At 58.2% G+C, this 12,595-nt stretch carries 11 protein-coding genes; 6 read left to right on the forward strand and 5 right to left on the reverse strand.

All coding sequences use genetic code 11. The features are described 5' to 3' along the window. Nucleotides 1-61 precede the first annotated feature (61 nt). A complete protein-coding gene (locus AC3DKS_RS04785; RefSeq protein ID WP_474730926.1) occupies nucleotides 62-3,202 on the forward strand; it encodes a VPS10 domain-containing protein in 3,141 nt (1,046 codons plus the stop codon). 411 nt (nucleotides 3,203-3,613) lie between these two features. On the opposite strand, the gene AC3DKS_RS04790 is transcribed toward AC3DKS_RS04785, so the two are convergent. Continuing rightward, nucleotides 3,614-4,084 carry a CBS domain-containing protein gene (locus AC3DKS_RS04790; protein WP_041327400.1) on the reverse strand — a complete coding sequence of 157 codons (471 nt, stop codon included), beginning with the start codon at nucleotides 4,082-4,084 and terminating at the stop codon, nucleotides 3,614-3,616. Between the two features lie 121 nt (nucleotides 4,085-4,205). On the opposite strand from AC3DKS_RS04790, the gene AC3DKS_RS04795 reads away from it, so the two are divergent. The 4 genes from AC3DKS_RS04795 (at nucleotide 4,206) to AC3DKS_RS04810 (ending at nucleotide 8,731) form a co-directional block, all read left to right on the forward strand. Then, entirely contained in the window at nucleotides 4,206-6,491 is a 2,286-nt protein-coding gene (locus AC3DKS_RS04795) for a M20/M25/M40 family metallo-hydrolase (protein ID WP_272606772.1), read from the forward strand. Beyond that, nucleotides 6,484-7,338: an NAD(P)H-binding protein gene (locus tag AC3DKS_RS04800; RefSeq protein WP_272606773.1), complete on the forward strand. Its 855-nt coding sequence runs from the start codon at nucleotides 6,484-6,486 to the stop codon at nucleotides 7,336-7,338. The genes AC3DKS_RS04795 and AC3DKS_RS04800 overlap by 8 nt, the downstream gene beginning before the upstream one ends. Before the next feature lie 118 nt (nucleotides 7,339-7,456). Continuing rightward, nucleotides 7,457-7,831 carry a hypothetical protein gene (locus AC3DKS_RS04805; protein ID WP_272606774.1) on the forward strand — a complete coding sequence of 125 codons (375 nt, stop codon included), beginning with the start codon at nucleotides 7,457-7,459 and terminating at the stop codon, nucleotides 7,829-7,831. 192 nt (nucleotides 7,832-8,023) lie between these two features. Further along, the gene (locus tag AC3DKS_RS04810; RefSeq protein WP_015753030.1) at nucleotides 8,024-8,731 is read left to right on the forward strand and encodes a hypothetical protein; all 708 of its coding nucleotides are present in this window, start codon (nucleotides 8,024-8,026) and stop codon (nucleotides 8,729-8,731) included. Nucleotides 8,732-8,825: 94 nt separating this feature from the next. Here AC3DKS_RS04810 and AC3DKS_RS04815 read toward each other — a convergent pair whose 3' ends face one another. Both AC3DKS_RS04815 and AC3DKS_RS04820 read right to left on the reverse strand, forming a co-directional pair. After that, entirely contained in the window at nucleotides 8,826-9,326 is a 501-nt protein-coding gene (locus tag AC3DKS_RS04815; RefSeq protein ID WP_272606775.1) for a nuclear transport factor 2 family protein, read from the reverse strand. A gap of 10 nt (nucleotides 9,327-9,336) precedes the next feature. Next, nucleotides 9,337-9,831 (reverse strand): hypothetical protein, encoded by a 495-nt coding sequence (locus AC3DKS_RS04820; protein ID WP_272606776.1) that lies wholly within the window; start codon nucleotides 9,829-9,831, stop codon nucleotides 9,337-9,339. A 62-nt stretch (nucleotides 9,832-9,893) separates the two neighbouring features. On the opposite strand from AC3DKS_RS04820, the gene AC3DKS_RS04825 reads away from it, so the two are divergent. Then, the gene (locus AC3DKS_RS04825; protein ID WP_272606777.1) at nucleotides 9,894-10,844 is read left to right on the forward strand and encodes an NAD-dependent epimerase/dehydratase family protein; all 951 of its coding nucleotides are present in this window, start codon (nucleotides 9,894-9,896) and stop codon (nucleotides 10,842-10,844) included. On the opposite strand, the gene rimK is transcribed toward AC3DKS_RS04825, so the two are convergent. Both rimK and AC3DKS_RS04835 read right to left on the reverse strand, forming a co-directional pair. Next, a complete protein-coding gene (gene rimK / locus AC3DKS_RS04830) occupies nucleotides 10,832-12,205 on the reverse strand; it encodes a 30S ribosomal protein S6--L-glutamate ligase (RefSeq protein ID WP_272606778.1) in 1,374 nt (457 codons plus the stop codon). The genes AC3DKS_RS04825 and rimK overlap by 13 nt on opposite strands. Nucleotides 12,206-12,285: 80 nt before the next feature. Then, nucleotides 12,286-12,594: a hypothetical protein gene (locus tag AC3DKS_RS04835; RefSeq protein ID WP_015753035.1), complete on the reverse strand. Its 309-nt coding sequence runs from the start codon at nucleotides 12,592-12,594 to the stop codon at nucleotides 12,286-12,288. Nucleotide 12,595 lies beyond the last annotated feature (1 nt).

The raw sequence follows: 12,595 nt of genomic DNA on the forward strand, positions 1-12,595 counted from the left end.
GCGGGCGCCCGCGGCTATAACCGAAAATCAAAATTTCCTGAGCTTTAATCAACCTGTATCGATGAGAAAACACCTGATCCTTCTACTGACATTCACCCTTGTAGCGCAAGCATCTTACTCCCAACGCAATCGGCGGCAGGCGCCCCGGGAAATCCTGCCGGATTCCCTGTATTCGGGCCTGGCCTGGAGGAATATCGGGCCCTTCAGGGGCGGTCGGAGTGTGGCGGCATGCGGGGTGGCAGACCAGCCGGGAACCTATTACATGGGGACTACCGGGGGTGGCATCTGGAAAACCGGGGACAACGGCATTACCTGGAAAAATATTTCGGACGGCTTTCTGAAGACCGGGACGGTAGGCGATATCGCCGTGGCGCCTTCCGACCCGAATGTCGTACTCGCGGGGATGGGCGAACACGCAGCCCGAGGGGTGATGACTTCCATGGGGGACGGGGTTTACCTCTCCCGCGATGCCGGTACTACCTGGGAGCACATTGGCCTGGATAAGAGCCGGCACATCTCCGACGTGATCATCCATCCGACGGATCCGGACACCTTCTATGTGGCTGCCCAGGGGGCCCAGTACGGACCGGGCGGGGACCGGGGGGTATACAGGACCGCCGACGGAGGGCAAACCTGGGAGCGCGTGCTGCATGTAAACGACTGGACGGGAGCCGCCTCCCTGAGTATGGACCCCAAAAACCCGCGGATCCTCTATGCGGCCATGTGGGAACACCGCCGGTTTCCGTGGACCATGGAGTCCGGGGGCAAAGGTTCGGGCATCTATAAATCCTCCGACGGCGGCACCACCTGGGAAAAATTGGGCAAAGGGCTGCCGGAGACATTCGGGAAGGCAGGGATATCCGCCTCCGGGGCGCGTTCCGGCCTCGTCTATGCCGTCCTGGAAGCCGAAGGCGAGCAGGCGGGGGTTTACCGCTCGGACGATGGGGGTGGCAATTGGCGGCAGGTGAATAAGGACCGGATCAATGTCGCCCGGTCCTGGTACTACATGGAAATTTTCGCCGATACGCAGGACCCCGAGCGCGTCTATGTACTCAATGCCCCGATGACCCGCTCTATCGACGGGGGAAAGACCTTCCAGCCTATCCCCACGCCGCACGGGGATAACCACGATCTTTGGATCCACCCGGAGGACAACCAGGTGATGATCAATGCCAATGACGGGGGGGGCAACATTTCCCTCAACGGGGGAGCCAGCTGGAGCAGTCAGGAAAATCAGCCAACCGCCCAATTCTACCGGGTGATCACGGACAATCAGTTCCCCTACCTGGTCTACGGCGGCCAGCAGGACAATTCCGCCATTGCAATTGCCAGCCGGACTTCGGACGGGGGCATCGACTGGAAGGACTGGCATTCGGTGGCGGGTTGCGAAAGCGCGTACCTGGCCTTTGACCCGGACGACCCGGACGTAGTTTACGGGGGATGTTACCAGGGGATCATCGAGAAGTGGTTCCGGGATCGCCGGACGGCGAAGGAAATCCAGGAATACCCCGAACTCGGCCTGAGCAAAGCCCCGGAAGACCAAAAATACCGGTATAACTGGAATGCGCCCATTGTGAGCGACCCGTTTGACAGGAATACGATTTACCATGCCGGGAACGTCGTGTTCCGCTCTCAGGACGGGGGCCTGAGCCGGGAGGTCATCAGCCCGGACCTCACCCGGGACGAAGCCGACAAACAAGGGCCCGGAGGTGGCCCGTTCACCAACGAGGCGGCAGGGGGCGAAAATTACAACACGATCATGTACCTGACGGCATCCCCCCACGAACAGGGGACGTTGTGGGCGGGAAGCGACGACGGACTGATCCACCTGACCCGCAACGGAGGCGAAAGTTGGGAAAACGTCACCCCGGAAGGTATGGGCCAGGGCATTGTCAACAGCATCGAGGTCTCCCCCCACCACCCGGCCACCGCCTACGCCACGCTGATGCGGTACAAATTTATGGACCTGACTCCCTACGTCTATAAAACGACGGACTACGGCGCCAGCTGGAGCCTGGTCACCGACGGCCTGGACGACCCGAATGGGTTTGTACGCGTTGTCCGCGAAGACCCCATACGCCCCGGCCTGCTCTACGCGGGTACGGAAACCGGGCTGTACATATCGCGGGACGCGGGAGGCTACTGGCAGCCCTTCCAGCTGAACCTCCCGGTAGTGCCCATCAACGATCTCACATTCCGCAACAACGACCTGGTGGCGGCAACCGCCGGCCGGGCCTTCTGGATCCTGGACGACCTGTCCGCGCTCCAGCAGGATTACGACCGCCGGCAACCCATCTCCCTGATTCAGCCGCGGGAGACCGTGTTGTTTTCCGGGGGATACCAGGAAAAGCCGACACCCGGGCTGGGCCAGAACCCCAAATCCGGGGTCATCCTGGACTACTACCTGGGGCGTGAGGCGGATTCCGCCGAAATCGTCCTGGAAATCCTGGAGAATAACCGCGTAATCCGCAGCTATACGAACCAACCCCCAAAAGATTTCAAAACCTGGCCGGGGGGGCCGTCCAAACCGGAAACCCTGACAGCCCATACCGGACTGAACCGATTTGTCTGGGACTTTCGCCGGGAAGCCATCCCGGCCGTGGACGGGGTATTTGTGATGGGGGATTATTCAGGTTCCCGTGTGGCACCCGGAAATTATACCGCCCGGATCCGCATGGATTCCACAGAGGCTACCCAGCCCATCCGGATTGTGCCCCGGCCGGATATCGGGGCGACCCCGGCAGATTTCCGGGAACAACAGGAGGCCCTGTCGCAAATTGAGGAGGCCCTGCGCGACATGCACCGCGCCGTCAACCAGTTGCGTTCCGTCCGCTCCCAGCTGGAGACCTACGCCGATTTGCTTTCCGGGGATGAAAAGGCAGAACCCCTGCTGAAGCTGGGCGACTCCCTGTTGCAACGGATTACGGACTGGGAAGAAGAACTGATCCAGCCCCGGCAGAAAACCTTCCAGGACGTCATCAATTACAACAACCAGCTCAATGCCGAATTCATGTACCTGAAGGGTTACATCGACGGCGCGGAACCGGTCCTCACCCAGGGGGCGCGCGAACGCCTGCGCGACCTCATGACTGCCTGGCGAAGCCTGGCACGCGAGCGGGACGCCATTGTAAACGAAGGCATGGAAGGCTACAACCGGAGTTACCGGGAGCTCGGGTTGCCGGCGCTGATTATGGAAGACTGAAAGGCATTTACAGCCCCGGGAGGTACTTTTGGGGCCATGAGGGGGATATGCAGGGAATGCGGGGAAGGATTCAGCGGCCGGTCGGACAAGCGTTTTTGTTCGGATGCCTGCCGGAACGCCTATCACAATTCGCGAAACCGGGAAACCAACGGGCTGTTCCGTTCGGTGAATAGGCGGCTTAAGCAAAATTACCGCATCCTGCACGCCCACCTCAGGGGGCAGACCTGCGGGGTTATCCAAAGACAGGAGTTACTCGCCGGGGGTTTTGATCCGAACCTGTTTACCGGTATCGCGCGGGATGCCGGGGGTAAGCCAGGTCATCTGGTATACGATTTCCGCCTTGTTTGGCGGGGGGATACCTGCTGGGTACAAAGGGTACAATGCGGCCCGGGGACTCCCGGGGGCGGTGCGCTATTTCCAGTTTTGGGAATTCAGCTTCAGGGCAGCCACAACGATATCCTTCCGGCTGATCTGCCCGATGAGCAACCCATCCTTCATAACGGGTAAGCGACGGCGGTTGTTTTTGTGAAACACCCCGGCCGCGTCGAAAATGGACATGTCATGGGGGATTGTTTCCACCTCCTTGGTCATAAAACGCTCGACGCTTTTATCCAGGATCGGCTGGTTGAAATACCTGCTTTCCGAGATTTGCTTCATGCAGTCGGCCTCGGAGACAATGCCGACCAAAAACCCGTTGTCGTCCAGTACGGGACCCCCGGAAATCCGGTGGCGCGTAAAGGCTTCCATCACTTCGAGAATCGACTGATCGGGTCGGAAAGTGACCAGGTTACGCGTCATATAATCGGACACCAGGATGGGGGCGTCGTATTCTTTTTTCGATGGATCCTTGGCCCTGCGGCCCTGAAAACTCTTAATAGCCATGGAGTTATATTTAGTCAGGTTATTCTTAAATATAGTATTTTCTTTCAATACCTTCTAAATTAAATCGCTGAAATGCCGGGGCCCTGCAATTTTTTATACTTTTAATTGCGAAATCCTCAGTATGAAACCTACCGCTACCGTCCTCTGCCTGCTCCTGCTGCTGGCAGCCACCTTCTGGGCTTTTGAAAGCGCTACTCCCCGCTACCATGAGGACGCGGATGTCCCGGCGGCCGAATTCTCCACCGACCGGGCGATGGAGCACGTTGTAGCGATAGCCCGAAAACCCCACGGGGTAGGTTTTCCTGGACACGATGACGTACGGGAATACCTGGTGCGCACGCTTCGCGGAATGGGCCTGGAACCCGAATTGCAGGAAGGATACACGGCCGGCGACTGGGGCAACCTGAGCAAGGCGGTCAATATTCTGGCCCGGATACCCGGGACGGGGTCCGGAAAAGCGCTCCTGCTCCTCTCCCATTACGACAGCAGCCCGCATTCCTCCTTCGGGGCGAGCGACGCGGGCAGCGGAGTGGCCGTGATCCTGGAGGCCGTCCGCGCCTACCGCGAATCTGGTGAGCAGCCTGCCAACGACATCATCCTCCTGTTTTCGGATGCCGAAGAGCTCGGCCTGAACGGGGCCGACCTTTTTGTCAACCAGCACCCCTGGGCCCAGGATGTGGGCCTTGTGCTGAACTTCGAAGCACGGGGCAGCGGGGGGCCCGGGTACATGCTCCTGGAGACCAACGGCGGAAATTCCGGACTCGTGGACGCTTTTGTTGCTGCCGGGGCCGAATACCCCGTCGCGAATTCGCTGGCCTACAGCATTTATAAAATGCTTCCCAACGATACGGACCTGACGGTCTTCCGGGAGGACGGGGATATCGAGGGGATGAACTTTGCCTTCATCGACGACCACTTTGACTACCATACAGCCCTGGACACCCCGGAACGATTGGACCTCAGAACCCTCGCGCATCAGGGCAGTTACCTGGTCCCCCTCCTGGAACACTTTAGCCAGACTTCCCTGGACGGCCTGAAAAGCGGGGAGGATTCCGTCTATTTTAACCTGCCTTTTTTTGGGCTGGTCACCTATCCCTTTCGCTGGATCTGGCCGATATTTGGCCTGGCGGTGCTCGGTTTCCTCCTGGTCTGCGCGATTGGTTTACGCAACGGGCAACTGCACGGGAGGGGAATCCTCAAAGGGTTTGCCCCGCTCTTCGCCTGCCCGATACTCAACGGCGCGGCCGGCTACTTTGCCTGGCCGCTGCTCAAAACCCTCTACCCGGGCTATGGGGATATCCTGCAAGGCTTCCCCTATAACGGCTACCTGTATATCGCTGCCTGGGCGGCCCTGGCGGCCGGCATCTGTTTCCTGGTGTATTCCAGGTTCCGGAAACTCCCGCCGGCCGATACACTGGTGGCCCCACTCCTCCTCTGGTTGGTACTTTGCGGGGTGCTGAACATCTACCTGCCCGGGGCAGCTTTTTTCCTGATCCCGGGGATCGCCCTGTTGATGGCGCTGCTGATCAGCTGCCTGAAGGAGTCCCCCAATCCGTACGTCCTGTGCCTGTTGGGCATCCCCGCCCTCTGGATTTTTGCGCCGTTTGTTAAAATGTTTCCGGTGGGTCTCGGGATGAAAATGCTGATCGCGGCGAGCCTGATGACCACCTTCCTGTTTTTGTTGCTCCTCGGGCTGCTGGCAAGGCTTCCCAACAAAGCGCGCCTCGGCGGGTTGGGCCTCCTGTTGTTTGCCGGGTTCCTGGCAGGGGCGCATTTCTCCAGCCGGTATACCCCCGAAAACCCTAAGCCCACCAGTTTGCTGTACGTGGGCCAAACCGATACGCAACAGGCCTTCTGGGCCACGTACGAACAGGTCCCTTCCGATTGGACGCAGGCCTACCTGGGCCCCGAACCGGAGCGGCCGGAAACCGCCGGCCTGCATACGCTGAGCAGCAAATACAATTCGGGTTTCACGTTTATCCGCGAAGCGAGCCGCAAACCCATCCCGGAACCCGCCGTGGAAATCCTGACGGATACCCTGATCGGCGGCCGGCACCACCTGGTTTTGGAAGTTATCCCCCAAAGGGATATTAACCGCCTGGAAGTCTTTGCCACCGGGGCGGAACTCAGCGCTGCCCGTGTCAACGGTGTAGAGCTTTCCGAGGATTACCTAGACCGGAGACGAGGCGGCAAACTGGTCACCCACTATGTGAGCGACAATGCCCCGACCCGCCTGGATTTGGAATTCCCGGCCGGGGAGGCCCTGGAACTGACCCTGTACGAAGCCTCCAACGACTTGCTGGACAACCCCTGGTTCAGCATCCCCCCGCGGCCCGCTGAAACGATCCCCATGCCATTTATACTGAACGATGCCGTCCTTTTGATTAAATCCCTGCATTTTGAGTGATTCCCCCGACTCCGCCCGTCACACTTTACCGGATGCCCCCGGGACCATCGGCATCCTCGGCTGCGGCTGGCTGGGTTTCCCCCTGGCCGGCAGGCTCCTGGAATCCGGTTATTCGGTACGGGGAACCACTACGCGGGCCGAAAAGTTGGACAAGCTGGAAAATGCCGGGATACGAGCTTTTCAAGTGGTGCTGACGGAAACCGGCTTTACCGGGGATTGGCGGGAATTTCTGCAAGGGCTCGACCTGTTGGTATGCAATATTCCCCCGGGGATCCGGGCAAATCCGCAAACGGATTATCCGGCCAAAATACGCCACCTGGTCCGCGCCCTTGAAGACCATGGGGTCCCCCGCCTGATCTACATCGGGAGTACTTCGGTCTACGGCCGCAGCCAGGGGGTGGTGGACGAAGCCACGGAACCCGAACCGGACAGCGAAAGCGGCAGGCAACTGCTGCGGGCGGAGGAAATCCTCCGGGCTTCCCCTCTCGCCGGGTCTTCACTCATCCTTCGATTTGGCGGGTTAATCGGTCCGGATCGCCACCCGGTGACGATGCTCTCCGGGCGGACGGGGCTTTCCGGGGGGAATGACCCGGTGAATCTCATCGAACGTACAGACTGCCTGAACCTCATTGAACGGGCGATACGCGACCCTTCCCAGGTAGGTATTGCCAACGGGGTAGCCCCGGGCCACCCGGCCAAAGCCGATTATTATCAAGGCGAAGCCCTGGAACGGGGCATCCCGGTACCCCAATATGTGGATTCCACAGGACAAAAACCGGGTAAACGCATAAAAAGTAGGCATTTTCTTGTTAATACGTACGAATTTCTGACAACTCCTGAGGCCTGATTCACCACATCCCAGGTGTGTTTCACAACAAAATCATCGACAAATGGTTAATTTATTCCGTTGATTTACAGATTTTTATCGATAAACGGTAACTTTAGTATAGTTAAAACCACATGTCATGGAAACAAAACACATCGAAGAACGGATCGTTTCCGACCTCGAGGAGTTGATCTCCGAGAGTTGCGGAAAAAATCAGAATGACGAGCGATATCGCGAACTCCACCGCGATCTGCTGCGCAACCATTACAATGCGGCAGACGTGGACATCGACTACCATCGCAAACGCATCAGGATGTTTGTACTAGCGGACAATGCCAGTTACCGGCCGGGAAAAGTCAACCTGAACCTGCCGGTGCTGTACGTCAACCTATTGTTTAAAAACCTGAAGGCATTCCTAACCGGATGTTTGCAGACAGACCGCAAAAGTCTGTCTTTCTACGCACAATTGCTCAGGCGGTTCCGGGCCGGCAAACGCCAGGCCGTCCTGTACTGATCTGTCCCGCTAACCAACCATGACCCAATTCAAGTGGGGGGCCGAATGACGCCCCCCTTTTTTGTACCCGCTTGTATCCCCGTAATGCGAGTTCCCTGCCAATCAGGATCAGACCGGGACACCCGGCTTTCAGGGGTTGCTGGTGCGACTACAAAAAATAACGTAATTTTGCCCACCTGAAACACTGTCAAAATGAAAAAACTGGTTTGGCTTATCCTGCTGGCCGCAGGATTCCAGCTGACTGCCCAAACGGAGTCGGCCCTGAAAAAACACTATGAGGATTACTACCGCCAAATGCGCGTGCAGGGCGATGTGCGCGGAGTGATCAACGCCCTCACCCACCTGAACCTCCTGGATTATTCCGTGGAGCGGCGGGACACGCTGGCCTACGTATACGCCAACAACGACCAGCACCTGCAGGCGCTTAACCTGCTGGGGGTGGACCTCAGCCCGGAGGATTCGGATATCGCCCTGCAGGTCAAAGCCCTTTCCCTGAAATCCCTGAACCAGCCCAAACGTTCGCTGGAGCATTTCGAAGCCCTGTTCGACCGCAACCCAAACCCCTACCTCTCGTATGAGATCGCCGATCTGAAAATCCAGGTGGGAGAAAATGCCGGGGCGCTAACCGCCATCGAATACGGTATTGAACACGCTACGGACGAGATGAAATACGCCTTTTACGAAAGGCAGCAGCCCTACGAGGTCTCGCTGAAGTCCGCATTGATCCACCTCCGCGGCCTGGCGCAATACGGTATGAACCGCAACAACATCGACAAGGCGATTGCCAGTTTTGACGAGGCCCTGGCCATGGATCCCAATTTCAACCTGGCCAGCCTGAGCAAGCAGGCACTCGAATCCAGGAAACAACAGGCGCAGGAAGGGGAAAACCCGGATAACTAACCGGATAACTCCAGGGAAGCAAAGGCCGCGCACCAAAAGCGTGCCGACCCGCCGGTATCAATGGCGCGATACGTATCAATCCCTTCGAATCCGGCTATTGCCTGTCACCGGTAAGGCGGGCGCGAACCAGGCTATCCCGTTCTCTCTTCAGGGCAACAGCCCCCTCCACCTCTTCATTGGGTATGGTCATCGACAGGACATAGTGCGCAATCTTCCAGCCTTCCGGTGTTTTCACCAGTGTCCCGGACCCCCTGCAGAGTTGCATCCAGGTATCCAGCAGTTCGTCGAACCAGGCGGTTTTTCCCCCGGGCCCCAGGTAGATATTCCGCTCGATAGCCCGGAATGACCAGGCCTTCCCCTGGTCAAAATACGGCCTGGAAAATTCCATGAAGGCCTCCCGGTCCCAATTTTCAGAGGCATCCGTGCCGATGAACACCCCGCCGGGGGCCATCAAACCGAAATACGCATCAAAATCGGCGTCCGAAGCGGCCTGGTGCCAGGCCGTTAGCAAACTGTCCAAATGTTTTTTTTCGGCTTGCTGCCCCGCCACCATCAGGGGCAGGCAACACATGAATAACAGGGAGAATCTTTTCATGGTCTGGGTTTTAGTCCTCGTCAAAGAGGGACGGGTCGAGCTGGCTGGACTCCACGCGGTTGAGCTGAGACCGGAAGGCGTTATAGGCTTCCAGGAACTGGCGCAGTGCCGGGCGGTAATCCCTGCGGTAATACAGGGCCGCCTGGGTTTTCAGCAGGAATGTCCGGACCACCCGCTCCCTGCTCCTGACCGATGGGATATTAAATAGTTCCGGGAATTCCGATTCCTCGAGGGCCTGAAAATCGGCGGTGAGTTCCTCGAGTTTTAATTTCATTTCTTCTGGACCCTGCGCGTTGTATAGAGATGCGATGCGCTCCTCGAGCGCGGTAAACGCCTCCCAATCTGCCACTGCAGTGCGGACCGGGCCCTGCAGGCCCACCGGTTCCGGCAGGGGGAGCGTGTCCGGGAGGGTTCCCTCAGGGGGGGTGTCAATCCGCGGGCCCGCCGGCTGGTCACAACCGGAAAGCACGCATAAGAGCAGGAAAAAAGCGCACAATTTCTTCATAATCGAAGGTACAAATTTACAAAGAGTTATCTTTAGCCGCGCAAACTATTAGCGCACGCGATATGGCCAAAACCATCTTGATTCTGGGCGCCTGCGGGCAGATCGGCACGGAACTCACCCTGGCCCTGAGGGGGATTCACGGGCCGGAGGCCGTGGTGGCGAGCGACATCCGGGAGGGCGATTCCGAACTGATGGGTTCCGGGCCGTTTGAAATCCTGGATGCCACAGACGCCGACGCCATGGAAGAGGTGGTAGTGCATTACGAGGTGGACGAGATTTACCTGATGGCCGCTATGCTGAGCGCTACGGCCGAAAAGTTCCCGGACCGGGCATGGAACCTGAACATGAATACGCTGTTCAACGTCCTGAAGCTCGCCAGGGAAAACAAGATTTCCAAAATATTCTGGCCATCGAGCATTGCGGTCTTCGGGGGTACGACCCCCAAGGAGGATACCCCCCAGTCCACCGTGATGGAACCGAGTACCGTATACGGCATCAGCAAACAATCCGGGGAACGCTGGTGTGCCTACTACCATCGGAAATTCGGGGTGGATGTGCGCAGCCTCCGATATCCCGGGCTCATCAGCTGGAAGACCCAGCCGGGAGGGGGCACCACGGACTACGCGGTAGAGATCTTTCACGAAGCCTTGAAAAACGGCACCTATACGAGTTTCCTGGACCGGGATACACGCCTGCCCATGATGTATATGGACGACGCGATCCGGGCGACCATCGAATTGATGCGCGCCGATGCGGAGGCCCTGAGCATCCGCTCCTCCTACAACCTGCAGGCAATGACCTTCAGCCCGGAGGAACTCGCAGAGGCCATCCGGCGGGAGATTCCGGATTTCAGAATTGAATACGCCCCGGATTTCCGGCAGGAAATCGCCGATTCCTGGCCGAGCCGCATAGACGATTCCCAGGCCCGGGAGGACTGGGGCTGGCAGCCGGAATACAACCTGCAGAAAACCACCGCTACCATGTTGGCTGAATTGCGGGCTCAGGCAGGCTGATAGTTGAGCTTCTTCTCTATGGCGCGGATCATGCTGTCCGCAATGTCCTTGCCGGTGGCATTTTCGATGCCCTCCAGGCCCGGCGACGAATTGACTTCCAGCAATAACGGCCCCTTGTTGGACCGGATGATATCCACCCCGGCGACCGCCAGGTTGAGCACCTTGGCCGCCTTGATAGCCAGCTTCCGCTCCTCGGAGGTGATTTTTACCGGGGAAGCACTCCCCCCCTGGTGGATGTTTGCCCGGAATTCGCCTTTTTCCGCCTGCCGCTGCATGGAGGCCACCACCTTGTTGTTGATCACAAAGCAGCGGATATCCTGACCATTGGCCTCCTTGATAAATTCCTGCACCAGGATGTTTGTCTGGACGCTTTTAAAGGCATTGATTACGCTTTCGGCGGCCTTGTTGGTTTCGGCCAGCACCACCCCTTTGCCCTGCGTGCTCTCGAGGAGTTTGATGATCAGGGGCGCCCCGTTCACCATCTTGATCAGGTCCCGGGTGTCGTTGGGGGACTTGGCAAATCCGGTAATGGGGATATGGATGTCGTGGCGGGAAAAAAGCTGGGAGGCAAATAGTTTGTCGCGGGATTGCGTAATGGCCTCGGCGGAATTCAGGCAATAGACCCCCAGGTTGTCGAATTGCCGGATCAGCGCGCAACCGTAAAACGTGACGGCGGGCTTGATCCTCGGGATGATCGCGTCGAATTCATTGAGGATGTTGCCCCCACGGTAGCGGATTTCCGGGGAACGGGCATCGAGTTTCATGTAGGCGAGCTCCACGTTGAGGAACACGATTTCGTGCCCCCTGCCCTGGGCGGCTTCCATGATGCGCTTGTTGCTGTAGAGCTGCGGGTTGCTGGCAAGGAGCGCAATCTTCAGGCCGGACCGGGAAGGGCGATGTGGCTTGTACAGCCGTTCGAGTTCCGCGTCGCAGATCTCCCGCTGGCTGAAACTCGCAGCGGGGTTTACCAGGTAGCGTCCCGAGAGGGCCTCCCGGCCCAGGAGCATGCGGTACTCCATCGTGTCCCGGCTGGCCAGGGTTACTTCGATTTCAAAGGTATCCTCCCCCAGGCGTACAGGTGTCCGGATAACCAGGCGCTCCTCGGTGATCCCCGAGGAACTTTTTACATACCGCCGGTCTACCAGTTTCGCTTCGCATGGAATAGTGATACTGCGCGTATCCTGGAGCGGGTGTACCTCAAAGTGCACCCATTCTTCCCCGTGCTTCATCACCACCTTGATATTGGTGGCCTGCATGGAGGATGTCTTGGCCCCGGAATCCACTCGGGCCTTTATTGCCGGGATGCCCAGGTCGTCAAAGACGCACCACTCTTCGCTCCCGAGCGTTGGTAATTGGGTCATGGAAATCTAAATTTAAGGGCTGGCCACCGAAAGCTGCAGGCGGCACGGGAAAAAGTTGATTGCATTCGGTTTGGGCGGAATCACATTTCCGGGTCGTCTTCCGAATCGATTTCGACGTCCGGAATGGCCTCCGGGTCATCGTCGTCAAAATCCTCGTAGTCTTCCTCCTCGTAGTTGGCCATGGTTTTCTCCAGCTTGGCGCTGATTTTAACCAGGTATTTCGTGTCGTCCGTGGTAACTTCTACCGCTTCCACGCGTTCGCCCTGCGCATTCCTGAAGGTGATGATGTTGTCGTCGTCGTAACCGTCCGGATACTTCTCGACCAGCAACTTCAGCACCTCGGGGGTCAGTTTCTTAAAATCTACTATGACGCGCTTGAGGTTATCCATA

This window comes from Robiginitalea sp. (assembly GCF_982776155.1).

What these genes read in the sequence shown, in the direction of transcription:
- AC3DKS_RS04810 (WP_015753030.1), top strand. Translation starts at nt 8,024, where the DNA reads ATGAAAAAACTGGTTTGGCTTATCCTGCTGGCCGCAGGATTCCAGCTG.
- AC3DKS_RS04825 (WP_272606777.1), top strand. Translation starts at nt 9,894, where the DNA reads ATGGCCAAAACCATCTTGATTCTGGGCGCCTGCGGGCAGATCGGCACG.
- AC3DKS_RS04785 (WP_474730926.1), top strand. Translation starts at nt 62, where the DNA reads ATGAGAAAACACCTGATCCTTCTACTGACATTCACCCTTGTAGCGCAA.
- AC3DKS_RS04795 (WP_272606772.1), top strand. Translation starts at nt 4,206, where the DNA reads ATGAAACCTACCGCTACCGTCCTCTGCCTGCTCCTGCTGCTGGCAGCC.
- AC3DKS_RS04835 (WP_015753035.1), bottom strand. Translation starts at nt 12,594, where the DNA reads ATGGATAACCTCAAGCGCGTCATAGTAGATTTTAAGAAACTGACCCCC.
- rimK (WP_272606778.1), bottom strand. Translation starts at nt 12,205, where the DNA reads ATGACCCAATTACCAACGCTCGGGAGCGAAGAGTGGTGCGTCTTTGAC.
- AC3DKS_RS04790 (WP_041327400.1), bottom strand. Translation starts at nt 4,084, where the DNA reads ATGGCTATTAAGAGTTTTCAGGGCCGCAGGGCCAAGGATCCATCGAAA.
- AC3DKS_RS04820 (WP_272606776.1), bottom strand. Translation starts at nt 9,831, where the DNA reads ATGAAGAAATTGTGCGCTTTTTTCCTGCTCTTATGCGTGCTTTCCGGT.
- AC3DKS_RS04815 (WP_272606775.1), bottom strand. Translation starts at nt 9,326, where the DNA reads ATGAAAAGATTCTCCCTGTTATTCATGTGTTGCCTGCCCCTGATGGTG.
- AC3DKS_RS04805 (WP_272606774.1), top strand. Translation starts at nt 7,457, where the DNA reads ATGGAAACAAAACACATCGAAGAACGGATCGTTTCCGACCTCGAGGAG.